General features: G+C 39.8%; 13 protein-coding genes and 1 pseudogene. 10 read left to right on the top strand and 4 right to left on the bottom strand.

Features of this window, described 5'->3' with window-relative positions:
• Window positions 1-20 precede the first annotated feature (20 nt).
• The gene (gene erpA, locus M998_RS15580; RefSeq protein ID WP_068446205.1) at window positions 21-365 is read left to right on the top strand and encodes an iron-sulfur cluster insertion protein ErpA; all 345 of its coding nucleotides are present in this window, start codon (window positions 21-23) and stop codon (window positions 363-365) included.
• A gap of 414 nt (window positions 366-779) precedes the next feature.
• On the opposite strand, the gene btuF is transcribed toward erpA, so the two are convergent.
• Window positions 780-1,610, bottom strand: a complete 831-nt coding sequence (btuF, locus tag M998_RS15585; RefSeq protein WP_068909707.1) for a vitamin B12 ABC transporter substrate-binding protein BtuF — start codon at window positions 1,608-1,610, stop codon at window positions 780-782.
• 151 nt (window positions 1,611-1,761) lie between these two features.
• Complete coding sequence (gene mtnN, locus M998_RS15590; protein WP_068909709.1) at window positions 1,762-2,454, bottom strand: 5'-methylthioadenosine/S-adenosylhomocysteine nucleosidase; 693 nt, start codon at window positions 2,452-2,454, stop codon at window positions 1,762-1,764.
• 234 nt (window positions 2,455-2,688) lie between these two features.
• Between mtnN and dgt the strand changes: the two genes are divergently transcribed.
• From dgt to M998_RS15630, 9 genes and pseudogenes are all read left to right on the top strand, one after another.
• Window positions 2,689-4,212, top strand: coding sequence for a dGTPase (gene dgt / locus M998_RS15595; protein ID WP_068446199.1), 1,524 nt, complete (start codon window positions 2,689-2,691; stop codon window positions 4,210-4,212).
• Between the two features lie 148 nt (window positions 4,213-4,360).
• Window positions 4,361-5,692 carry a 23S rRNA (uracil(1939)-C(5))-methyltransferase RlmD gene (gene rlmD, locus M998_RS15600; protein ID WP_068909711.1) on the top strand — a complete coding sequence of 444 codons (1,332 nt, stop codon included), beginning with the start codon at window positions 4,361-4,363 and terminating at the stop codon, window positions 5,690-5,692.
• A 16-nt stretch (window positions 5,693-5,708) separates the two neighbouring features.
• The gene (gene relA, locus M998_RS15605) at window positions 5,709-7,940 is read left to right on the top strand and encodes a GTP diphosphokinase (protein ID WP_068446195.1); all 2,232 of its coding nucleotides are present in this window, start codon (window positions 5,709-5,711) and stop codon (window positions 7,938-7,940) included.
• A 348-nt stretch (window positions 7,941-8,288) separates the two neighbouring features.
• Complete coding sequence (gene mazG, locus M998_RS15610) at window positions 8,289-9,083, top strand: nucleoside triphosphate pyrophosphohydrolase (protein ID WP_068446192.1); 795 nt, start codon at window positions 8,289-8,291, stop codon at window positions 9,081-9,083.
• 606 nt (window positions 9,084-9,689) lie between these two features.
• A complete protein-coding gene (gene pyrG / locus M998_RS15615; RefSeq protein WP_068446191.1) occupies window positions 9,690-11,327 on the top strand; it encodes a glutamine hydrolyzing CTP synthase in 1,638 nt (545 codons plus the stop codon).
• Between the two features lie 64 nt (window positions 11,328-11,391).
• Window positions 11,392-12,693: a phosphopyruvate hydratase gene (eno, locus tag M998_RS15620; protein ID WP_068446189.1), complete on the top strand. Its 1,302-nt coding sequence runs from the start codon at window positions 11,392-11,394 to the stop codon at window positions 12,691-12,693.
• 64 nt (window positions 12,694-12,757) lie between these two features.
• Window positions 12,758-12,892, top strand: a pseudogene (locus tag M998_RS19350) (transposase); the annotation flags it as partial.
• 255 nt (window positions 12,893-13,147) lie between these two features.
• Complete coding sequence (locus tag M998_RS15625; protein ID WP_068446187.1) at window positions 13,148-14,533, top strand: SLC13 family permease; 1,386 nt, start codon at window positions 13,148-13,150, stop codon at window positions 14,531-14,533.
• 253 nt (window positions 14,534-14,786) lie between these two features.
• The gene (locus M998_RS15630; RefSeq protein WP_232007537.1) at window positions 14,787-21,032 is read left to right on the top strand and encodes a TcdA/TcdB pore-forming domain-containing protein; all 6,246 of its coding nucleotides are present in this window, start codon (window positions 14,787-14,789) and stop codon (window positions 21,030-21,032) included.
• A gap of 146 nt (window positions 21,033-21,178) precedes the next feature.
• Here the strand turns inward: M998_RS15630 and M998_RS15635 are convergent, their stop codons facing one another.
• The gene (locus M998_RS15635; RefSeq protein ID WP_082787573.1) at window positions 21,179-22,138 is read right to left on the bottom strand and encodes a two-partner secretion domain-containing protein; all 960 of its coding nucleotides are present in this window, start codon (window positions 22,136-22,138) and stop codon (window positions 21,179-21,181) included.
• A 177-nt stretch (window positions 22,139-22,315) separates the two neighbouring features.
• Complete coding sequence (locus M998_RS15640) at window positions 22,316-25,474, bottom strand: efflux RND transporter permease subunit (RefSeq protein ID WP_068446185.1); 3,159 nt, start codon at window positions 25,472-25,474, stop codon at window positions 22,316-22,318.
• Between the last annotated feature and the right edge of the window lie 6 nt (window positions 25,475-25,480).

Here is a 25,480-nt window from a genome sequence, read left to right on the forward strand (position 1 = left end):
TCACCGGTCTGGAGTTAAATATGAATAATGATGCAGCTTTGCCACTACAGTTTACTGATGCGGCAGCAATTAAAGTTAAAGACTTAGTTTCTGATGAAGACAACCCAAACCTGCGTCTACGTGTTTATATCACCGGTGGCGGTTGTAGTGGTTTCCAATATGGTTTTACCTTTGACGACCAAATCAACGACGGTGACATGACCATCGAAAAACAAGGTGTAGCGCTGGTAGTCGACCCAATGAGCCTGCAATATCTCGTGGGTGGAAGTGTTGACTATACTGAAGGTTTAGAAGGGTCGCGTTTTATTGTGACGAATCCAAATGCTAAGTCTACGTGTGGTTGTGGGTCTTCATTTAGCGTCTAATTCGTCATATTTCGATTTTTCGTCATATTTCGCGCTGTGGCGTTGTTGGCTTCATTCGGCTATTCGGGTCACATACTTATGTATGCTCCCCGAGATATCCTCACTTGCCGCCTAGCCACAACATGAACTATTTAGAAAAATAAATCTTCGTTATATACTCAAAATATTACATTCTCTGGCGTTGTTGGCTTCATTCGGCTACTCGGGTCACATACTTACGTATGCTCCTATTTTTCGTCATATTTCAAGTTGTGACTGCATTGGCTTCATTCGTCAATCCTAGTCACATACTTGTGTATGCTCCCAGGGTTTTCCTCATTTTGCCGCCTTGCCACAACTCGAACTATTTAGAAAAATACAATCTATAATTCTTAATTCTTAATTCTTAATTCTTAATTCTTAATTCTTAATTTTTCAATTCGGCAGAGCGTTTAGCTGTTCGCACAGTTGCTCGGTAGCGTTGATGATGCGTGGGCCAGCGCGGTGAAACCAGTCTTCATTTAAGCGAATGATCGGAACATCCAATTGACCGTACCAAAAAGATTTTACTGCCTTTTCTTGGGCTTCATTTCCGGTGATTAAAATAACTTCTGGTTTACGGGTAAGCACTTGCTCTCGGCTGACCTGTGGCCATTGAACAGCGCTATTTTCAAAAATATTTTCTCCCCCACAAAGCTTAACTACATCATTTTGAATGGTGTGATTTCCCGCGCTAAATAAAGGCTGCGTACCAAGTTGAATAAATACCCGCTTGCGAGGATTAGCGATGGAGTATTGTTGCTTTTGCTTTGCCAAAATTGCTTGCATAGCGGCAACATTTTGATGAGCAACATCAGGATGTTCACTGTATTGCGCCAGTTCGCCAATGGCAGCAATCACTTCATCAATATTTTGTGGATCAAAATAGATGATAGGGATACCTAATGAAGCAAGCTGATCCAGTGGACGCTGTGGATTACCACCACGCCAAGCAAGGATCAAATCGGGTTTAAGCGCAATAATACGTTCGACATTTAAGCCTTGCCAGTCTGAAACTTGTTCGAGCTTTTTGGCTTGTTCTGGGTAATCGGAGTAAGCACTCACGGCGATTAAGTGGCTACCTAAGCCAGCTTCATAAGCTAGCTCGGTATTGGCTGGAGACAAACTAATAATGCGTTGTTTAGGCTCGGCAAATACAGAAGAAGAAAAAATAGATATCAAAAATAGAGCCGTAATTAGGCGTAACCGGGCGTGAATATTTTTCATCGTCATTATTTTAATATTAAAAGTTATTTAATAAAAAGGCATAACAGAATATGCGTTATACCAATAAGTTTGACGTATATACTCATCATTCTTCAAGTTGCTTGAGCGTTACATTAACTCAAGCAACTTAAACTATTTTGGGTATAACGATTTAAGCGAGTTCGGCGAGGATCGCGTTAATCATTAACGATGACTGACGAGCCGCAACAGGAAGAAACTCATCAAAACTGGTGTGAGATTCTTTATCTGCCACATCCGAAATTGCACGTACCACAACAAAAGGCACCCCAAATTGATGGCAAACTTGGCCGATAGCAGTGGCTTCCATTTCAACGGCAGCAACCTGTGGGAACATCGATTTAATCCGCGCTAAAGGCTCTGCGCCATTAATAAAAGCATCCCCACTACAAATTAAACCGCGAACGGCATTCATATCCAGTAGGGAAATACATTTCTCAGCAGCTTCAATTAATTTTTGGTCAGCAACAAAAGCTGGTGGGCACTGCGCCATTTGACCAGGCTCATAACCAAATGCGGTCACATCAGCATCGTGATAGCGTACTTCTGTGGAAACAACAATATCCCCAACATTTAAACGAGGATCTAATCCGCCGGCAGAACCGGTATTGATAACCACATCGGGCTGAAAATGTTCTAAAAGTAGTGTTGTACCGATAGCGGCGGCAACTTTACCAATGCCTGATTTAAGCAGGGCGACATCAATACCATTTAGCTTACCGGTATAAATTTCACAACCTGCACGGTTGAGCGTTTTGCAATTTTCAATTTGGGCACGGAGGATGGCGATCTCTTGTTCCATTGCACCTATGATACCGATTTTCATTGTGTAATACTCTCTATTGGGTATGCCCGTCATTCTTGGTGCGGTAGAGTTGTTGGCTAACTACAATACACCTTATTTAAGGTATATTGATTGAGCCGAAAATTGCGCTAAAAAATCGTGAGCAGGATATTAAAAAAAGATGGGTAAAGTGTAGCATTGAAATACAATTTGCAGGGAGTTTTTCTGTGTTTGGAGCCTGTGAATAAACGTTAAGTAAAAGGGCAAGGAGTGAGCGTGGGTGAGATTAACTTTTTTAAAAAACTGAGTTTTCAACGCAATTATAAAAGTTCGATCAGTCAAAAAGTCTCTGCAGATGATGAAGATGCGGTTAATCGCTTATTTGAAAGTGACCGTGGGCGTATTATTAATTCTGCCGCTATTCGCCGGTTACAACAAAAAACACAAGTTTTTCCATTAGAGCAAAATTCCGCAGTTCGCAGCCGATTAACACATTCCCTTGAAGTACAACAAGTTGGACGCTATATCAGTAAAACCGTCTTGGGCGATTTAAAAAAGAAAAAATTGCTTGAAAAATACGGGTTAGAACACAGAACAGATGCCTTTGAAAGCCTAGTCGAAATGGCTTGTTTAATGCATGATATTGGCAACCCGCCTTTTGGTCACTTTGGTGAAGCGGCTATTCAACGCTGGTTTAATAAGTTGTTAGCACCGGATTATATTTTTACTCCTGAGTTCACAGACCCATGCCAAATTAAAGCATTACAGCTTACCGGTAATGAAAAACAAGATTTATTCCGTCGACAATTAAAACAAGACCTTTGCGCATTTGAAGGAAATGCTCAAGGCCTACGCATGGCGCATCGTTTGCTAAAATTAAACCTAACCTATGCTCAGATTGGCGCTATTTTAAAATATACTCGTGGCGCATACGATCTCGCCCCGATCCCCGATGAGTTCGATTATTTAATGAAAAAACCGGGCTATTATTGGTCCGAAGCTGACTTTGTCAGTGAATTAACTAAAAAATTGGACATGGAAAAATATTGCCGTTTTCCGCTGTCATATATTATGGAAGCGGCTGATGATATTTCATATTGCATTGCTGATTTGGATGACGCCGCAGAAAAAGGCATCTTCACCGTAGAGCAATTGATTGAGTATTTGAAAGTAGAGTGGGGGGAAGTTAAGCAAGGTGATTTGTTCGATCAGACCATCATGCGGGCTTATAATAATATCAGTGACAACCATACTAGACGTATTCAACAAGACCAATTTTTTATGTATTTGCGGGTTAATATTACCGGAAAACTAGCCTATTACAGTGCACAACAATTTATACAAAATCTCCCCGAAATTTATCATGGGCGCTTCAATAGTGCACTATTAGAGGATAAAAGCCCGGAGCATCGGTTATTAAAAGTCTTAAAAACGATCGCATTTAAGTACGTATTTAACCACCCTGAAGTGGAACAATTGGAATTACAAGGTTACCGTATTATTAGCGGGTTGCTTGATGTCTATAGCCCATTATTAATGATGAATAGATCTGATTTTGCTTCTTTGGTCGACAATAATTTTCATAAACATTTTTTTATTGAGACTCGGTTATTTCATAAACTCTCAAATAAACACCGTTTATCTTACTCGGAAGCATTAGAAAAAATTTCTGCGACCAATGAAGCCGATAAATCGATTCTTGAATTTTATTACCGAGCTCGATTAATTCAAGATTATATCAGTGGCATGACAGACCACTATGCCTATGAAGAGTATCGTAAATTTATGGTGACTAACTAACCTCAATCAAAAATTAGTAAGGGGTTAGTTAATAAAACGCAAAAGGGGTAAATAATATTGCTTAAAAAACTGATATTATATGCCTTATGATCCGTATAGCAGCATGAATATGCTACAACTTAACATCGATACCCCTTAGTGACTACTTATGGCCCAATTTTACTCGCCGAATCGCCGCACCACCCAACGCCGTCAAATTACGGTTATTGCTGATAGCCTTGATGCAGCAGGGCAAGGCGTCGCCCGCATTGAGGGTAAAGCTATCTTTGTTGCTGGTTTATTGCCGGGGGAAGAAGCTCAAATTGAACTCACCGAAGAAAAACGGCATTTTGCGAAAGCAAAAGTGATTAAACGTTTTAATGATAGTCCTCAAAGGGTTAAACCGCGCTGTCGTTATTTCAATCAATGTGGTGGCTGCCAGCAGCAGCATGTTGATATCGCATTACAGCGAGCAAGCAAAGCACAAGTCTTACAGCATTTAATGGCGAGAGAAACGGGTGTTAATCAAACAGCGGCACCTGTTATCAGTGGTGAAGCTTATGGTTACCGACGTAGAGCGCGCCTTGGATTGCAATATCAATCAAAAACTAAGCACCTTGCGATGGGGTTTCGTCAAACACAATCGAATACATTGGTTGATATAAAATCTTGTCCTGTTTTGCATCCTGACCTTGATACATTGATTAAGCCACTTTCTGCATGTCTCAATCAACTTAGCATAGCGCCTAAATTAGGGCATGTGGAGTTGATTAAAGCTGATAATAGCATCATTGTTCTTATTCGATATCTGACACCTTTTAATAATTCAGATAGAAAGAAACTACTCGATTTTGAACAACATCATCAGCTTGCTGTATGGTTAGCGGGTAATGAAGGGGTTTTACAACCGCTGAACGCATTAGCGCCAATACCGGAGTACCAAGTCGCTGGTGAACGGTTACAGTTCAATCCACTTAATTTTATTCAGGTTAACGCCGAGATAAACCAACATATGGTGGCGCAAGCGTTAGCGTGGTTAGATATAAACAGTGACGATAGAATATTAGATCTTTTTTGTGGAATGGGTAACTTTACACTGCCTATGGCAAGAGTTGCTAAATATGTTGTGGGTGTGGAAGGTGTCGAAAATTTAGTCGAACAAGCCAGAAATAACGCTGAGCTCAATTCTATTTCTAATGTGGCATTCTATAATGAGAACTTGGAAGAACAGATCCACACGCAGCCTTGGGCAGTTGAAGGGTTTAATAAAGTTTTATTAGATCCTGCTAGAGCAGGGGCTGCTGGCGTAATGGAACATTTAATTAAACTGATGCCAGAAAAAATTGTCTATGTTTCTTGTAATCCGACAACATTAGCAAGAGACAGTAAAGTTTTGCTTGAGTCTGGCTATCAATTACGACATTTGCGGATGTTAGATATGTTTCCGCACACCAGTCATCTGGAATCAATGGCGCTATTTACTTGTAGTCCAGAGGGTTAACAGGTAGGGAGAAATTATGGTTGCAGTAAGAAGTGCACATCTTACCCCAGCAGGTGAGTTTGCCCCTGAAAAATGGGTTAATGGTCTTGGGCTGAATAATAAACAATCAGAAGAAAAGCTCATCCATACCTGGCAATATTGTCATGATAAGTTATCAGGACAAGACATAGGCCCTCTGCTGCTATGGCGCGGCATTGAAATGACTGAAATTTTATCCACACTGAGTATGGATATTGGCAGTCTTCAAGCCGCTTTGTTGTTCCCTTTAGTGGAAGAAGGGAAACTGGATGAGCAAGCGGTTATTGATGAGTTTGGCCAGTCTATTCACGAATTAGTGAAAGGCGTGCTTGAAATGGACGCAATTCGTCAACTAAAAGCCACGCAATCCAGTGAAACTAGCTCGGTACAAGTTGATAACATCCGTCGCATGTTATTGTCGATGGTTGAAGACTTCCGCTGCGTTGTCATCAAACTTGCCGAACGAATTGCTCACCTACGTGAAGTCAAAGATGCCAGCGAGGAAGAACGCGTACTGGCGGCAAAAGAGTGTTCTAATATTTATGCGCCTCTGGCAAACCGTTTAGGCATTGGACAGTTAAAATGGGAATTAGAAGACTTCTGTTTCCGTTATTTACACCCAGACGAATACAAAAAAATTGCTAAATTACTTCATGAGCGCCGTCTTGATCGTGAAGATTATATCGATAACTTTGTCGGTACTTTACGTAAATACATGCTTAAAGAACAAATTCATGCAGATATCTACGGTCGCCCTAAGCATATTTATAGCATCTGGCGCAAAATGCAGAAAAAATCATTAGCCTTTGATGAGCTATTTGATGTGCGAGCAGTGCGTATTGTGGTTGAACGCTTGCAAGATTGCTATGCGGCTTTAGGTATTGTTCATACCCATTTTCGCCATCTTCCTGATGAATTTGATGATTACGTGGCAAACCCAAAACCGAATGGTTATCAGTCTATTCACACTGTGGTGCTTGGGCCTAGTGGTAAAACCCTCGAAATACAAATTCGAACTCGGCAGATGCACGAAGATGCTGAACTTGGCGTTGCCGCGCACTGGAAATATAAAGAAGGTGCTACCGGGCTTGGCAAGGGCAGTAGCTATGAAAACCGTATTGCATGGTTACGTAAGCTGATTGCATGGCAAGAAGAGATGTCAGACTCTGGCGAGATGCTCGATGAAGTTCGTAGCCAGGTTTTTGATGATAGAGTCTACGTGTTTACCCCTAAAGGCGATGTGGTTGATTTGCCCGCAGGGTCGACACCACTTGATTTTGCCTATCATATCCACAGTGATGTTGGACACCGTTGTATTGGTGCAAAAATAGGCGGCCGGATCGTCCCATTTAGCTACCAATTGCAAATGGGCGATCAAATAGAAATTATCACGCAGAAACACCCGAATCCAAGTCGTGACTGGCTTAACCCGAATCTGGGATATGTCACTACCAGTCGTGGTCGAGCTAAAATCCAAAACTGGTTCCGTAAGCAAGACAAAGATAAAAATATTCTGGCAGGGCGACAAATACTCGATACCGAATTAGCCACACTCGAACTTAGCATCAAGGATGTTGAGAAACTCCTTATTGGCCGCTATAACGTTCATTCATTGGATGAAGTATTAGCCGGTATTGGTGGTGGTGACATTCGCATCAACCAATTGGTTAATTTCCTGCAAGGTAAATTTAATAAAACAACTGCAGAAGAAGCTGACCGTGCAGCAATGAAAACGCTGGAAAGCAAATCTGTCGTACCAAGAGCGCCATCCCATGATAGTGGGCGCGTAGTTGTCGAAGGTGTTGGCAATTTAATGCACCATATTGCTCGTTGCTGCCAACCAATACCTGGCGATGAAATTGCAGGCTTTATTACAAAGGGCCGTGGAATTTCAATTCACAGTATCGATTGTGAACAGCTGGCAGAATTGCAAAGTCATGCGCCAGAACGCGTTATAGATGCCGTTTGGGGCGAGAACTACTCAAGTGGTTACTCGTTAGTGGTTAGAGTCGTTGCCAATGACAGAAGTGGACTACTGCGTGATATCACCACCGTGTTAGCCAATGAAAAAGTCAACGTATTGGGAGTCAGCAGCCGCAGTGATGTCAAACAGCAGCTAGCCACAATTGATATGACGATTGAGCTCCATAATTTGCAAGTGCTAGCTCGGGTTCTTACTAAGCTCAATCAGTTGGCAGATGTTATTGAGGCGAAGCGTCACTCCCAATAAATATCCTGCATATTTCAAGTCGCAGCGTTGTTAGCTGCGCGCTCTCGCCCTAGTCACGTAGTTATCTACGTTCCCAGGGTCTCGCTTGCTTGCTGCCTAGCTGCAACTCGAACTATTTTGGATATTGCTATTCGTTATATTTCGAGCTGTGGCGTTGTTGGCTTCATTCGGTTACTCAGGTTATATACAAAAGTATGTAACCTGAGTAACCTCCTATCGCCGCCTAACCACAACTTGTTCGTTAATTTACGGGGTTTTATCATTCTTAAAAATCGCATTTGTTGATGATTTTACTGGTTTGCGATACAAAGTAAGCTTATTTCTTAAAGTAAATCCTAAAGGTTAAAAATGAATCAGGGCAAACAACACATCGAACGCTTGTTATCCATCATGGCACAATTGCGTGATCCGCAAACAGGTTGTCCGTGGGATAAAGTGCAAACCTTCAAAACTATCGCCCCTTATACCCTTGAAGAAACTTATGAAGTGCTTGATGCAATAGAGCGTGAAGATTTTGCTGACCTAAAAGGTGAACTAGGTGACTTATTGTTTCAGGTGGTGTTTTATGCACAAATGGCAAAAGAGCAATCTTTGTTTGATTTTGATGATATTTGCCAAGCGGTGAGCGACAAACTAGAGCGTCGCCATCCGCATATTTTTGATGCGAATAATCAACTCAGTAGTGATGAAGTGATTGAAGGTTGGGAACAGCGTAAATCTCAAGAGCGAGCTGAAAAAGCACAATTTTCCGTGCTTGATGATATCCCTAATTCGCTTCCAGCTTTGATGAAAGCCTATAAAATTCAAAAACGTTGCGCATCAGTTGGGTTTGATTGGGATACGCTAGGCCCCGTTGTTGGCAAAGTGCATGAAGAACTTGAAGAAGTCATGGAAGAAGCAACACAGGTTGTTGTTGATGAGCGGCATCTAGAAGAAGAAATCGGTGATTTACTATTCGCAACCGTAAATTTATCACGCCATTTAGGGTATAAGCCCGAAATGGCACTGCAAAAAGCCTGTCAAAAATTTGAGACACGTTTTCGAAAAATCGAGAAAAGTTTAGCAGAAAGTGGAAAAACGACGGAAAGTGCTACACTTGATGAGATGGAAGCTTTGTGGGTTGCGATTAAGCGTCAAGAATAAGCGCTCGTTATATTTCGCGCTGTAGCGTTGTTGGCTGCTCTTGCTAACCTGAGTCACATACTGATGTATGCTCCCCGAGATTAGCGTCGTTTGCATTGTTAAGGCTCGTCATATTTCGTGCCGTAGCGTTGTTGGCTGCTCTTGCTAACCTGAGTCACATACTGATGTATGCTCCCCAGGATTAGCGTCGCTTGCCGCCTAGCTACAACGCGAACTATTTAGAGCGAATGACGATGTATATTTTTAAGGCTCGTCATATTTTGTGCATAGAATATCATTATAAATTTTAAGCAGTTGTGGATAAAGTTGTCATCAAATAGTTATTCAAGATCAAGGTTAGTTCAAAATCGCGTTTTTAAGCTATATAACGAGCTGAAAGGATTTAGCTTTTGCTTTTGAACTGTGTTAATCTATGAAAATAGAGTCAGATGTATATTTATCAAACGATAAAATATTTTCGTTTTTAACTTGCTGATATTATTAAGGTATTGATGAAACTTGGCCTTATTATGCTTAGAACATTTGTAGCGAATTTAAGGTTCGGGTATACTGTTTTCCCGTCCTGTTATATCCATCATCTTTTAAACCTAAACTTTCAGGTTCAGCATGAAAACTAACTATATTTTTGTGACCGGCGGGGTCGTATCCTCTCTGGGTAAAGGCATTGCCGCAGCCTCATTGGCGGCTATACTCGAAGCCCGTGGACTTAATGTAACAATGATGAAACTGGATCCCTACATCAACGTAGATCCAGGAACAATGAGTCCAACCCAACACGGGGAAGTATTCGTAACAGAAGACGGCGCTGAAACTGACTTAGATTTAGGTCATTATGAGCGTTTTATTCGTACCAAAATGACGCGTCGTAATAACTTTACGACTGGGCGCGTCTACTCAGAAGTCTTGCGCAAAGAGCGTCGTGGTGATTACCTCGGTGCGACGATTCAAGTTATCCCTCATATCACTAATGAAATCAAAGACCGCATCATTCGTGGTGGCGAAGGTCATGATGTTGTACTAGTCGAAATCGGCGGTACAGTCGGTGATATTGAATCACTACCATTCCTTGAAGCTATTCGTCAAATGGCGGCTGAAGTTGGCCGTGAGCGTACCTTATATATACACTTAACACTCGTGCCATATCTTGCGGCAGCGGGCGAAGTGAAAACTAAACCAACACAACACTCAGTAAAAGAGCTGTTGTCAATTGGTATCCAACCTGACGTTCTAATCTGTCGCTCAGACCGTGTGATCCCTGCTAATGAACGTGCAAAAATTGCGCTATTCTGTAATGTGCCAGAAAAAGCAGTTATCTCACTTAAAGACGTTGATTCCATTTATAAAATTCCAGTATTGTTGAAATCACAAGGTCTGGATGAATATATCTGTAGCCGTTTTCGTCTTGAGTGTCCAGAAGCAAATCTGTCTGAGTGGGAACAAGTCATTTACGAAGAAGCAAATCCAGCCGGTGAAGTGACTATTGGCATGGTCGGTAAATATACTGAGTTACCTGATGCTTATAAATCAGTGATTGAAGCGCTAAAACATGGTGGCTTAAAAAACCGTTTAACGGTAAATATTAAACTGATTGATTCACAAGATATCGAAAATCGTGGTGTCGAATTGCTTAAAGGACTAGATGCAATTTTAGTCCCAGGTGGGTTCGGCGAACGTGGTGTGGAAGGTAAAATTCTTACGGCACAGTATGCACGTGAGAATAAAATTCCTTATTTAGGTATTTGTTTAGGGATGCAGGTTGCGCTAATTGAATTTGCTCGAAATGTTGCCAATATGGCAGATGCAAACTCAACAGAATTTAAGCCAGACTGTAAATTCCCTGTTGTTGCGCTGATTACAGAATGGCGTGATGAGGACGGTAACGTCGAAGTGCGTTCTGAAGAGAGCGATCTTGGTGGAACAATGCGTGTTGGTGGTCAAGCATGTCATTTAGTGAACGGCAGTTTAGTTCGTGATATGTATGGTGAAAATACCATTATTGAGCGTCATCGCCACCGTTATGAAGTGAACAACATGTTACTTAAGCGTATTGAAGATGCGGGTCTTAAGGTAGCTGGACGTTCTGTGGATAATAAACTGGTTGAGATTATTGAAAATCCAAACCACCCATGGTTTGTGGCTTGCCAGTTCCACCCTGAGTTCACTTCAACCCCAAGAGATGGTCATCCGTTGTTTGCAGGTTTTGTTAAAGCCGCTGGTAAGTACCAGAAAGGTGAGTTGAAATAAAATATGGGGAAGTCGGTCATTGAGGCCAACTTCCCGAAATTTAACTTGTACTGAGGAAAACCTAATGTCTAAAATTGTTAAAGTGATCGGTCGTGAAATCATTGACTCTCGTGGCAACCCAACTGTAGAAGCTGAAGTTCATTTAGAAGGTGGTTTCGTTGGTTTAGCTGCTGCGCCATCAGGTGCATCTACTGGTTCTCGTGAAGCACTAGAACTGCGTGATGGTGATAAAGCGCGTTACTTAGGCAAAGGCGTTTTAAAAGCAGTTGGCGCAGTAAATGGTCCAATCGCACAAGCGCTTCTCGGTCAAAATGCAAAAGATCAAGCAAACATCGATAAAATCATGATTGATCTTGATGGCACTGAAAATAAAGCTAAATTTGGTGCAAACGCAATTTTGGCGGTTTCGTTAGCGAACGCAAAAGCAGCAGCTGCGGCAAAAGGTATGCCTCTGTATGAGCATATTTCTGACCTCAATGGTACTCACGGTCAATACTCAATGCCTCTGCCAATGATGAATATCATCAACGGTGGCGAGCACGCAGATAACAACGTTGATATTCAAGAATTCATGATCCAGCCTGTTGGCGCGCCAACGCTGAAAGAAGCCATTCGCATGGGTTCTGAAATTTTCCATCATTTAGCGAAAGTTCTGAAATCGAAAGGTATGGGAACCGCCGTTGGTGATGAAGGTGGTTATGCACCAAACTTAGAATCAAACGCTGCGGCATTAGCTGCGATTAAAGAAGCGGTTGAACAAGCGGGCTATGTTCTAGGTAAAGATGTTACTTTGGCGATGGACTGTGCAGCTTCTGAGTTCTACAACAAAGAAACAGGTAACTATGAGCTGAAAGGCGAAGGTAAAACTTTCACTTCACAAGAGTTTACTCATTACTTAGAAGAGCTAACTAAACAATACCCAATCGTTTCAATCGAAGATGGTTTGAATGAATCTGACTGGGATGGTTTCGCATACCAGACTAAAGTTCTTGGCGATAAAATCCAATTGGTTGGTGACGATCTATTCGTAACGAATACTAAGATCCTGAAAGAAGGTATCGATAAAGGCATTGCTAACTCAATCCTGATCAAATTCAATCAAATCGGTACACTGACTGAAACTTTAGCTGCGATTAAAATGGCGAAAGATGCTGGCTACACTGCCGTTATCTCTCACCGTTCAGGCGAAACTGAAGATGCAACCATTGCTGATTTAGCAGTTGGTACAGCAGCAGGCCAAATCAAAACAGGTTCAATGAGCCGTTCTGACCGTGTTGCTAAATACAACCAACTGATCCGTATTGAAGAAGCACTGGGTAACAGCGCGCCATTCAACGGTCTGAAAGAAGTTAAAGGCCAAGCATAATCTAGCTTGAACTTAATTTAGTGATCAAACGGGGAGCTTAGGCTCCCCGTTTTTTTTATAGTTTTATGTTTATATGTTAGTGAGTATCTCACCGAAGATAAGTGTTTCAAGTTTTATGGAGTACTTAAAGGGTAAAAGCTCGTTGATGATATTCGATAAGCATGCCAATTTAAAATACAAACTTGGCAATAGAAAGTTTTAGGCAGAAGGTTATAGTCATATCAACTGTTCTGGATCTACGTTTAAATGACTTGATCCCCATCTATTTTTTATCGAAAAAATAGATTATTTATTGCTGATTAAATAGAAAAACAGTGAAATTGCGCGGCATAGATCGCATTTTTGGCGTTTCCACATTTCCAACTCATTAAATTAACTCTATATTCGACAACTTGTAAAAAAATATTAACAATAAAACTCGAAATTAACTTACTTTCCGAGCTATGGAGTTTACATGGACGCTTCTGAATCTTTGACACCAGCAGTAGGGCCAACCCCATCAAATAAAAGAGGTTGGGTTATCTTAGCTGTTGATATCGTTATACTAATATTGCTTTTGAAATATTTACCTTTTGACGACAAAGCTAACGCAGGCCTTGCGTTGATGGTTTTTGTTGGGATACTTTGGTTGACTGAAGCAATCCACGTCACTATTACGGCATTGTGTATTCCGATCCTTGCTGTGGGTTTAGGGTTAATGAATACAGGGGACGCTTTAAAATCCTTTGCTAACCCAATAATCTTTCTTTTCTTTGGTGGTTTTGCATTAGCCACTGCCTTACATATTCAAGGCCTTGATAGACTGATTGCTAACCGCTTATTAATGGTAGCACGTGGTCGTCTTTCTGTTGCGGTATTACTGCTATTTGGTGTTACTGCGGGCTTATCCATGTGGATAAGTAACACGGCAACAGCGGCAATGATGCTTCCACTGGTATTAGGTATTTTATCAAATCTTGATATTCGCCAAGAACGTAATACTTTTGTCTTCGTATTATTAGGTGTTGCATATAGCGCCAGTATCGGTGGTCTAGGGACCATCGTGGGAAGTCCACCGAATGCCATTGCTGCTGCTGCATTAGGTTTAGATTTCCTCTCATGGATGAAATACGGCATTCCGATTATGCTTGTTTTATTGCCGATGATGTTTGTTCTAATGTATATGATGCTGCGCCCAAATCTCAAACACCGCTTTGAAATAGCGCTAGAGCATGTTGAGTGGAATGGTAAACGTATCACTGCGATGATCATTTTCTTCTTAGCGGTGATTTGTTGGATCACCAGTACCTTCATTAGTGATGCTTTTGGTGGCGTAAAAGATTTAGATACTATTATTGCAATGAGTGCGGCTATTTTAATTGGTATTACTGGGGTTGCTAGTTGGTCTCAAATTCAAAAAAATACCGAGTGGGGCGTACTGATGCTGTTCGGTGGTGGTTTGACCTTGAGTGCAATTTTAAGCTCATCAGGTGCAAGTAAAATTATGGCCGACTGGATGCAATTAACTTTTGGTGAAAGTCATTGGTTTGTCATTATCTTAGCCGTCACGACGTTTATCATCATTTTGACCGAATTTACCAGTAATACAGCAAGTGCTGCTTTATTAGTTCCTATCTTTGCGACTGTAGCAGAAGCATTGGGTATGCCGGTTATCGTTCTGACGATGATTATCGGTATTGGTGCATCTTGTGCCTTTATGCTACCTGTTGCCACACCACCGAATGCAATCGTATTTGGTTCTGGTTATATAAGGCAGATTGAAATGGTACGAGTGGGTGCGGTATTAAACGTGGCCTGTATTATTGTTATCTCATTATTTGCTTGGTTCTTCTGGATGTAATCAACGCAAATATAATCATGATAAAAAAAACGGCCTCAAAAGTATTGAGGCCGTTTTTTATTTAGTTCGCTATTTTAATATGAGTGTTATTTCAATTTATATATTAATTTTTATTTTTCATAGCTAAAGTGAATTTGATTATTTTAATTAACTAAATTTTAATTTAATGTTTTTATTTTATGTGAAACAATCCTAGTGACGTTTTTTATAATTGTTAATTGTATTTTTATTTAAAATCAAAGGAATGATAAGTATGCTGAATAATAAAGTAAAATCAAAGATAATTGTCCAAGCATTGCGAGATAGTCATTTAAAAATACCGATATTTGGAAATGCAGCAACAAAGAATGGTTCTGCAAATTATGATATTAAAACGTTTATTGCTGATCCATTGTCATTCTCTAAATTATTTGCAATCAGTGGTGATAACATGACTAAAATGGGAAAGTTACCTCCACGTGGTCGAGCTCAATTTACAAAAGTATCACCACATACTTTTGCGGTAGAAATGGTATATGAATCGTCAAAGCTTACTTCAGAATTAACCGTTGATGCTTATTTTTTAGGTTACAATGGCGCTAATCAATCAACTAAAACACCTTCATTCGTTGATATCCCTATACAAGCAACAGAAAATGATTTTCTATTTACCGGATCTTTAACTGGATGCTCAGTCATTGTGACAAAACATAATGAACTCGTATATCGTGTTTATCATGATGGGCGTGTCAATAGTTCAGTGTTATATGACAATGTAGTCATGGCATTTGATTTTCGAGATTATCAAGTTTCTGGGGCGGACGAAGGCCTAGCAATGGCTTATATGAGATTTAAAGAAGGTAGGTGGGCATTAATTCTACAACGGCAAGAATATGAAGTTATTGATGGAATCCCAATACCGAAGCTACGAACGCACGGAATTATCGTTAATAGCCTATCTCCTGATGAAGCGTTCTCTCGATTAAATTTAGAAAGGTTTAATCAATATCGTAATGATGTTCATCAAAAATTAGTCGATATTGCAAAATACTTTAATATTGATACGACTAATATTGAAGATGGAGTTTACTTAGAAGGCGAGTTCTCATCGCAGCATCCCGCTATTATTCCTTGGGTAAAGTTACAGAATGAAATAAAACAACATCTCAATATTGAAAAAAGAAAAATAAAGATAAAAATAGAGAATGCAAGAGCGGAAATTGTTGATTTGAAAAATAAAAAATCAACATTAAATAAAACAGTAACATCAGATGAGGATAGTGTAAGAATTGATGAGTTAGAAAAAATATTAGAAATGAATAAAGAATTAAATGAATATTACAAACAAAAATACGATTCCATTTTATCTGAACTGTTATCTGTTGAACGTAGTTGGTTATGGTTAAAAATTAAAAAACATTATGGAGAGGGAGCGGTTGTTAAAATAGAAGAGCCGAGGATTAAAACAGGTTTTCTATCGAATGAAACAAGAATTAAAAATCAATATGAAGCTATATTAAGTAATGATATATGGATGGGAGAGATTGAGTTCAATACCGGTATTAAAAATTATCATGAATTGAGCATTAATGGGTTTAATGATGAAATGTCTTCATCAAAAATGAAAGAATTTTATATTCATGGCGGCTTAAATATTAAAGATAGAGGTGCTTTATCTCAACAGATTAAAATAAAAGAAAAATCCGAATATATAAAAAACGTTTTAGATTTTACATTAAGAATGAATACCTTATTTCAAAAAGGTGGAAGTATTTATCAACGAGTAGCGCCCCAAGATTTATATTTATCGTTGATGGGGGATGATTCGGGGCGCTGTTACCCTTTAGTTAGAGCAATGTCAGTTGCACTCGCTTTAGACGGTAACAGCGGTGCGGATGAGCTGCTTAATAAAATGTTTATTGCAGCAGCCTCACCGGAAGAAAAAAACTCGGTGATATTGAAAATGTCATTGATCAACTTACATTCAAATCTAGAAGCCATAGAGGCATCAACGTCTCTTGATTTACTTGATTTAAAGGGAATCAAAAAGATATTAATTGAGACTGACGGGACGAAAATGTATGCCTTAAATACCCAAAGTCATTCTATGTTAATAGGAAAAAAGAGCCAGAATGGCGGAGTTAGTTACTATTTTTATGATCCTAACTTTGGCCTTTACACATTCGATAGCCCTAAAAAACTATTTTCTACGTTAAATGATTTTTTAGTTAAAAATAAGATGGCGTATCAATATGATGCACTAGGAAAAATATCAGAACCTATCTTTGAACTAATTTCCATTGATGTACAAAAAATGGCTGATGTCGAGGTCGGCTCGGGAGTGAGCGTTGAAGATTTAGTCTATTCAACTGATTTAGAAGAAGTCACTCAGCGATACAAGAAGACTAAATTTTTTATAGAAAAACAAAATTCATTAGTGAAAGACCGGCAAATACAGTCTTCTTTTAGCATTTTAAAAGCGGAGCAATGGGGAGCACGTCTTGAATTATCGGTCGATAAAATCACCCAGCTTCACCAATTAAATGAAAATTGGTTACCCGTTTTTGCGAGTACAGATGCATTAGATGATGGGCGATATCGAATACAGTTTATTCATAAAGGCGATGAGAGTCTTCCTCGTTGGATTGAAACGGATGATAAAACGTTTTTTGAATTTAAAGAATATTTTAATCAATCAATCGATACTTTTAGCAAGCACTACTCTTTTAATGATTTAGCGTTACAACATGAAGATGTCCATGGTGGTGTATATGATGCTGAACATGTTGATGGGCTTAATTCTGCGATAGGTATTCGGGCATTGATTGAATGGTCTGCCAATCGAAATCGCCAGTCAGTTGCTTCAGGGGAGCCTTCTAATCTAGATACAGCATTGAAAATCCATGCCTATGTAAGTTATACAATGATGGCTCATGGAACATTGAGCGATGTGTCTAGAGTCACTCGGTTGGTGAATACACTTTGGAAGGAAGGCTCTGAAGTAGGAAAAACAGTGATGAATAATTTTTCATCATCATTTTTACGGACAGCGAATGAGGGGATTGGGGCTGTTTTTCAAGGTACGATGGTTGGGCTCGATATTTATGAATTAGCGAATGCAGAAAATGAGCAGCAGCGAGCGGTATTTGGAACTCAATTAGCGTTTGACTCAGCAGCACTAACGACAACGATCGTGGGATATGGCGCATCTCTGTTAGGGGCTGAAACCATTGCGGGTGTTGCCATGCCATTAGCTGTACCGCTAGCAGGCATTGGCATTGGCGTCACAGAGTTAGTTAAAATTAATGAGCGGCATGCATTAAAGGCAGCGGAAGTTGGCGCCATTTTTATGCATTATAAAGAAAATTATCAGAATGCAGCGATAACTTATGACGCCGAAAAAAGTTTATTAATACCAACAAATGGCATTGTAATCGATGAGATTGATTTTTCAGAGAGAACTTTCAAGCTAGGCAGCCAATATATCTACCGCGGAGAAGAAAGGTCATGGACGCTTGGATATAGTGCCTTGAGTGATTTTCAATCATCTCCACGTGCGGAGATTAATAAGGATAACGCCATTAATGTGAGAGAAGCGGTTGGGGTTTCACCAGAGTGGGTTAATTTTGATACAACTAAGTCGAATGCTATCGTGCTACCGGTTGTGCCTAAGTCTTATATTAATTATAAATACAGCACCCTTTTTGGCGCAACAAGTCGTGGAGATAGTGGGTTTTCAGTTCTGAGAAATATGGAAGAAAGCTATCAGTTTTATTTTGACTATTTTTATTGTGGTATGGAGTATGTCATATCACAATTAAGCCATGAATATGTTTTTACATCGATTAATATCATTTTAGATCCTCAAAATAGACATTTAATTGTCCCTACACTTCCAGAGTCCTGGCATGGTCATATAGAACATGTTGCTATAGGGCGTGATGGCGAATATCAAATTACGCTGAATCATGGCGCTTCTTTAAGGTTGAAACAATCATCAATTGGCAGTGGTGAGCCCACGTGGATTATTGATACCAGCTTTATTGATAATAATAATGATCTCGTTATTCAAATTACGGATGATCATATTAAAATAGGTAACACAGTTGTTTATGTTGACGATACTGCGAAGTCTAATCAATTTCGTCTTGTTAATAGTCGACATGAAACTCGTGAAATTAATTTTAAGCATAAAACGGTAGACATTATCAGCTTGAATGGAAAGCATTGGCGTTCAAAAGAACTGTCTATTGAGTCTTTTCTCGAAGGTTTAGCAAAAAAAGGTGAATTGCATCGGCAATATGTAATTATTAATCATTATCAGCATAATGATGTGGATGTCGGACGTGCTTTTTATGATGTTACCGCGAAGCGTATGCTCTATACCAATTCCTCGAATATAGAAAACCAATCTGCATTATTAGCGGGTATCATTAGTGATACAGCATATTTTTATTCGGAAGAAGAGGGCGTTTTTTGGACGATAGATATCAATACGGGAATTTTGAAAACACGCTTTAATTTTTTAGCGTTATTAGGCAATAACACAAGAATTGACCGAATTACGTTAAAAAATGATTTAGTGAGTATTGAATTAACTAACATAAATAGAAATAGCAAAGTAAATATCACTTATCACATGGAGAATAATCAATTAGCGTTAGTCAGCATTTCTAATGATCGAGCTTTAATGGACAAATTACATCAGACGACGACTACAATTCCATTGAAACAATGTAAGGAACTCTTAAAACATGATTATTTGGTCAGCGCTAACTATATTAGAAGTCAGGAACATGGAACTGAAATATCACAAGTATCATCATCACCAACGTTAGCAAAAATCATGATGGTCAAAGGTACTGATTACTTAGGTTTCACTCGATTTTATTGGTTACGTCGTGATGATGGTTCATTAATTAAACCCAATTTAGAAAAGCCTGAAAATTATGATCAGCAGTTAATATCCGATTTATCTCCGTCATTACGATGGTTTTCGAGTAACGCTAACGAATTAGCTTATATGGATAGGCAACTCGCCAATAGAGTCCCTTTTGAGGCGGTGATGGGAAATACCTATGCTGGCTTTATGACCAAAGCAGAACTATTACAAATGGAATATCAATTTGAAGTTAGCGGAACAATACCGACGTTATTAAAAATTGTGGGTGCGCGTTTTAAATCATTTGATCCCATGACGGATACATGGAATTGGCAACCACCAAAGGATCTAACATTAGTTTGTAGCCTCTTTGATGATAATGGAGTAGAAGTCTTTTTCTTTTATAGCCAACAGGAAGACACAATTTTTCGCCAAGAAGGGCTAGGACAAGATATTATTGATCTTCATAATCCAACCGCGAAACGATTGAATTTCAATCAAATAGAAACGGTTTTTAATTGGCAAGGGAATGCATTAGTTATTTTCAAAAATGGCGTTGTGAAGCAGCTTAATGTTGATGGCAGTGCAAATATCGTTGCCCTTAATAAAGAATGGTTTGAAAACAAATTATTTAATTGGGAGAGCTTAAACCAATTTACTAATGAAGAGCATCCAATCGCATTATTAGGATTAAAAAGAGATGATGGGAAACAGTTATTACCTGCATGGTATTTCAAAGATAAAGTAATTATTACTCAGTATTTATCATCTGAAAATGACTTACAGTTTTTAGGTTTTGACCAAAATACGCAAAGTGGGATTATTTTTGATTCACAGACTAAAAAACTGTATCAGCAAAAAGCGATTACTAACACTGAGCTGTCTGATCTGTTTAATGAAAATGCAGTTCTAAAACACCCAAAAAGTTTACCTGAACAAGTTGAATTATATCCTACCGCGCCTCTTAAAAGTGTAAAAAAAATGGGAGGAGGATTAATGGTATTCACCTTTGAGGGACAAATTATTTTTCATTCATTATCAAGTCAAGGGCAATTAGGTTCATCATTAATTATTAAAGGAACAAAAAGTGATGATATTCTTACTCCAACACAATTAAAAGATGTCCAGACATTGATATTAAGTGGGGGAGAAGGGAAAGATACTTACCAATTAAGAATGGATGATTGGCAACGTTACCAAGTGATTATCGTTGATAATCACTCAATGGATGAAGCGATAGATCGTCTTATTCTGCCTATCAAAAATAATCAAAATGATCTTTTTATTAATAGACATCATGATGATTTAATTATCACCGATTCAATAAACCAGACATCACTAATATTACGTGATATTTACGGCGCGAATGCTGGAGCTAAACGTCATTTGATGATTCAATTGGATAAGCACAGTTTTCACGTAAATGACCTTGCTGACACGCTTGAAATCCATCGTGGTGCCATGTATTTATCGAGTTACTTTGAAGATAAACATTCATTTAATCGGGAGCTGGTTTTGTTGGCAGATAATTGTTGTCAAATTGAACCTATTGATAGTTTAAGTAACTTGAAGGATCCAGCTTATTCATTTAGCAAACTAAACTCAGGGATATTGCCATTAAACAGGGTTCAGTATTAATTGTATAAGTTAAATAAAAAACGTGATGCATGACCTGAGCCTATATATAAACGTGGAAAGCTTGGTTAAGCAGTAGGTAAGGACTGATTTTTGTACTTTACAGAACTCAGTCCTTTTAATTTATACACCTTGATTACGTTTTATGACTACTCGGTCTTAGTCACTTGGGCCACAAGAGGTTGTAGATTTTTGCCAATTTTAATCGTTCCCGTATCTGAAATGGAAAATTCACCATCCCCGCGTAATGAAAAATTCATAGTTTGTATCAGTCCTTTAATATCGATTTTATTTTGTGGGCAAAGAAAGCTGTCTTTACATTGATATTGGTGGCTCTCAAGAGTGATTAAACGGCCTGAAAGCTTAGCATTTTCACTCATATCTAAATGATTACTTTGGCTATAAGGAATGTCGGTTTTAAATTTGGCACCATAACGCATTGTCCCTTCCCTCGGTGAAATAGAGGCAGTACCTGATGCACTGATATAATTTTGTATAGCGGAATGAATGTTGACAGCATTTTGTAATTTTATGCGGTCGGCAAAGACATTTATTTTGGATAATTGAATAGGATTGGCTTGTTGTTGATTGATACTGACTTGGCTTCCCGGATGGACTGAGAATTTAAGCTGGCTGTAATCTTCTAATTTCTTAGGTTCGAGTTTATTTTCATTTTCTTTATTTTTAACATACTGCTTTTCAAGGCTGCCTGCGATCAGGGATAGGCTGCTGATGTTACTTGCTGAACCATCGACCCAAGAAATACCATTTGGATTGGCTATCACCAAATTTGCTGCTTGCCCTTTTATCCCTAATATTCCCTGAATTTTACTTTCTTCCGTACCCGTGACCTCGGCTAATATGAGTTTAGCTGCCTTGTCACCAAGGTTACTATTGGTATTGATATCATTATTAAAAATAAGACCATGCTCATTGGAAGATAAGGTATCAAACGAATTAAACGAGATATGGTTTTTAAGTGGGGCGCTAATATCAATATTTTTCGCTTTAGTGATATCAATATCAGAGGCTGAAGAGGTAAGTGGGATAAGCGTAAATAAAAGTGGGGTTAACCTTATGATGACGGACTGTAAGTGTATTTTTTTCATTAATGCATTCCTTTTATTAAAAACATCCTTTCGCTGTTTGTGAGTATAAAGGCAAATTTGTCCACATAAACAATCAAAAAATAATAAGGAAGGAATAAAAAACATGAGGAAGAAACGAGGATCTAGCGTAATAAAAAAGGCCACCAAGTGGTGACCTTTTGATAATCAAAGTAATGATTACTGAGCTGCTGGTGGATGGTTATGTTCAACATCTTCAGACTTCTTCGAGAAACGGCGACGGATCACCACAAAGAAGACGGGAACGAAGAAGATAGCCAGTGATGTTGCAGCAAACATACCACCAAGAACACCTGTACCAACAGAGTTCTGTGATGCTGAGCCTGCACCATTACTAAACACCAGAGGGATAACCCCTAACATAAAGGCTAAGGATGTCATCAGAATTGGTCTTAAACGCATTTTAACTGCATTCAATGTTGCTTCAACCAACCCTTTGCCTTCTTTTTCCATTAAGTCTTTAGCGAATTCAACAATCAAAATTGCGTTCTTCGCCGATAGCCCAATGGTTGTCAGGAGCCCTACCTTAAAGTAAACGTCATTATCGAGACCACGAATAGAGGTAAAGAGTAATGCACCGATAATACCCAAAGGAACCACTAACATGACCGAGAACGGAACTGACCAGCTCTCATACAGTGCAGCAAGACAGAGGAATACCACTATCAAGGAAATTGCGTACAGAGCAGGGGCTTGGTTACCCGCCAGACGTTCTTGATATGACATACCTGTCCACTCATAACCAATACCCGTAGGTAAGTTTTCTGTGGTCAGTTTCTCCATCATCAGCATTGCATCACCGGTACTTTTACCCGGAGCCGCTTGACCTTGAATGTTCATTGCCGGTACACCGTTATAACGCTCTAAACGTGGTGAACCAAATTTCCATGGGTCTTGAGATTCGTCCATAAATGCAGAGAACGGAACCATTTTACCTAGGTTATTACGAACATATAAGTTGCTGATGTCGGATGGTAACATGCGGCTTTCCGCATCACCTTGTACGTAAACTTTCTTCACACGACCACGGTCGATAAAGTCGTTAACGTAGCTTCCACCAAAGACAGAGCTGAGTGTTGCGTTGATATCACTTATGGCAACGCCTTGAGCCTGTGCTTTTTGTTGGTCAATATAAATACGATATTGCGATGTATCATCTTGACCATTAGGGCGGACACCTTGCAATATTTCTGGGTGCTGAGCGGCTAATCCAAGTAACTGATTACGGGCTTGCATCAATTGCTCATGCCCTAAGCCACCTTTATCAACTAACTCGAAGTCAAACCCGTCAGCAGTACCTAACTCAACAATAGCAGGAAGGTTAAAGGCATAAATCATCGCCTCTTGCTTTTGAGAAAGTGCAATATTGGCGCGTTGCACAATCGCATCAACGTGGTTTTCATCACCTTTACGTTCGCTCCAATTTTTCAGAACGACGAACGCGAGACCCATGTTTTGCCCTTGACCCGCGAAGCTAAAGCCCCCAACGGTAAAGACAGATTCAACGTTATCTTTTTCTTTTGTATGGTAGTAGTTATTCACTTCATCCAATACAGCTTGCGTTTGTTCTTGCGTAGATCCCGGCGGTAGTTGAACCATCGACAGGAATACCCCTTGGTCTTCTGCAGGTAAGAAAGACGAAGGGAGACGCACGAACATTAACGCCATGCCCGCAACTAACACTAAGTAAATCAATAAATAACGACCAGTGCCGTTAAGCATACGACTTACGCTGTCGGTATAGTGGTGAGCTTGTTTTTCAAATGTTCTATTGAACCATCCAAAGAATCCTTTTTGAGTACCATGGCTGCCTTTTTCAATCGGCTTAAGCATAGTGGCACACAGTGCTGGCGTTAAGATCATTGCAACCAGTACGGATAAGAGCATCGATGATACGATAGTAATTGAGAACTGGCGGTAAATTGCCCCTGTAGCACCCCCGAAGAAGGCCATTGGGATAAATACGGCCGAGAGTACCAATGCGATACCGACTAACGCACCTTGGATTTGACCCATTGATTTTTTGGTCGCTTCTTTTGGTGATAAGCCTTCTTCTTGCATAACACGTTCAACGTTCTCAACAACAACGATGGCGTCATCGACGAGTAGACCGATGGCGAGCACCATCGCAAACATCGTCAAGGTGTTAATTGAGTAACCGAATGCCGACAAGATGGCAAAGGTTCCTAGAAGTACCACGGGTACTGCAATTGTTGGTATCAATGTGGCGCGAATGTTTTGTAGGAACAAATACATGACGACAACAACCAACATAATTGCTTCGACTAACGTTTTTACAACTTCGTTAATTGAGATTTTAACGAATGGTGTTGTATCGTATGGATAAACAATTTCTAAGCCTTGAGGGAAGAACGGTTTCATCTCTTCAAGTGCTGCACGAACGTTGTTAGAGGTATCTAACGCATTCGCGCCTGTTGCTAACTTAATACCGATACCTGCTGCTGGCATGCCATTAAAGCGGGCAATCGTACTGTAGTTTTCTGCACCGAGTTGAACTTCCGCAACATCTTTAATGCGAACTTGCGAACCATCTTGGTTCACTCGTAGCAGGATGTTGGAGAACTCCTCAACGTTATTTAAACGAGTTTGAGCAATAATTGATACGTTTAAACGTTGGTTCTCGATTGATGGCGAACCCCCGAGTTGCCCCGCTGCAACCTGGTTATTTTGGACCTTGATTGCATTGATGACATCGGTTGTTGTCATGTTGTACTTAACGAGCTGCTCTGGTTTCAACCAAATACGCATTGCATATTGGGTACCAAACAGTTGCGTCTCACCGACACCATTGACTCGGCTAAGGGGGTCTTTAATATTCGAACCCACATAGTCGGCAATATCGTACTGACCCATTGAGCCATCGTTTGAGACGAAACCTGCAACCATCAAGAATGAACTGGTTGATTTATCGACACTAATACCTTGTTGCTGAACTTCTTGTGGCAACAGTGGCATCGCCAGTTGCAATTTATTTTGCACCTGAACTTGCGCGATATCTCCATCAGTACCCGCTTCAAAAGTTAGCGTAATACTTGCTGAACCAGATGAATCGCTGCTCGATGACATATATACCAAGTTATCGATACCATTCATGTTCTGTTCGATAACTTGCGTTACTGTATTTTGTACCGTCGAGGCATCCGCTCCCGGGTAGTTAGCTGAGATAGAAACAGCCGGGGGCGCGATAGTCGGGTACTGAGCAACAGGTAACTGGATAATTGCCAACAGACCAGCAAGCATGGTGATAATCGCAATTACCCACGCAAAAATTGGTCTTTCTATAAAAAACTTAGGCATTAATCA

The organism is Providencia heimbachae ATCC 35613, assembly GCF_001655055.1.
Taxonomy (GTDB): domain Bacteria; phylum Pseudomonadota; class Gammaproteobacteria; order Enterobacterales; family Enterobacteriaceae; genus Providencia; species Providencia heimbachae.

Excerpts from the sequence above, each read along its gene's own strand:
- erpA (WP_068446205.1), top strand. The coding sequence starts at position 21 with ATGAATAATGATGCAGCTTTGCCACTACAGTTTACTGATGCGGCAGCA.
- btuF (WP_068909707.1), bottom strand. The coding sequence starts at position 1,610 with ATGAAAAATATTCACGCCCGGTTACGCCTAATTACGGCTCTATTTTTG.
- mtnN (WP_068909709.1), bottom strand. The coding sequence starts at position 2,454 with ATGAAAATCGGTATCATAGGTGCAATGGAACAAGAGATCGCCATCCTC.
- rlmD (WP_068909711.1), top strand. The coding sequence starts at position 4,361 with ATGGCCCAATTTTACTCGCCGAATCGCCGCACCACCCAACGCCGTCAA.
- relA (WP_068446195.1), top strand. The coding sequence starts at position 5,709 with ATGGTTGCAGTAAGAAGTGCACATCTTACCCCAGCAGGTGAGTTTGCC.
- mazG (WP_068446192.1), top strand. The coding sequence starts at position 8,289 with ATGAATCAGGGCAAACAACACATCGAACGCTTGTTATCCATCATGGCA.
- pyrG (WP_068446191.1), top strand. The coding sequence starts at position 9,690 with ATGAAAACTAACTATATTTTTGTGACCGGCGGGGTCGTATCCTCTCTG.
- eno (WP_068446189.1), top strand. The coding sequence starts at position 11,392 with ATGTCTAAAATTGTTAAAGTGATCGGTCGTGAAATCATTGACTCTCGT.
- M998_RS15625 (WP_068446187.1), top strand. The coding sequence starts at position 13,148 with ATGGACGCTTCTGAATCTTTGACACCAGCAGTAGGGCCAACCCCATCA.
- M998_RS15630 (WP_232007537.1), top strand. The coding sequence starts at position 14,787 with ATGCTGAATAATAAAGTAAAATCAAAGATAATTGTCCAAGCATTGCGA.
- M998_RS15635 (WP_082787573.1), bottom strand. The coding sequence starts at position 22,138 with ATGAAAAAAATACACTTACAGTCCGTCATCATAAGGTTAACCCCACTT.
- M998_RS15640 (WP_068446185.1), bottom strand. The coding sequence starts at position 25,474 with ATGCCTAAGTTTTTTATAGAAAGACCAATTTTTGCGTGGGTAATTGCG.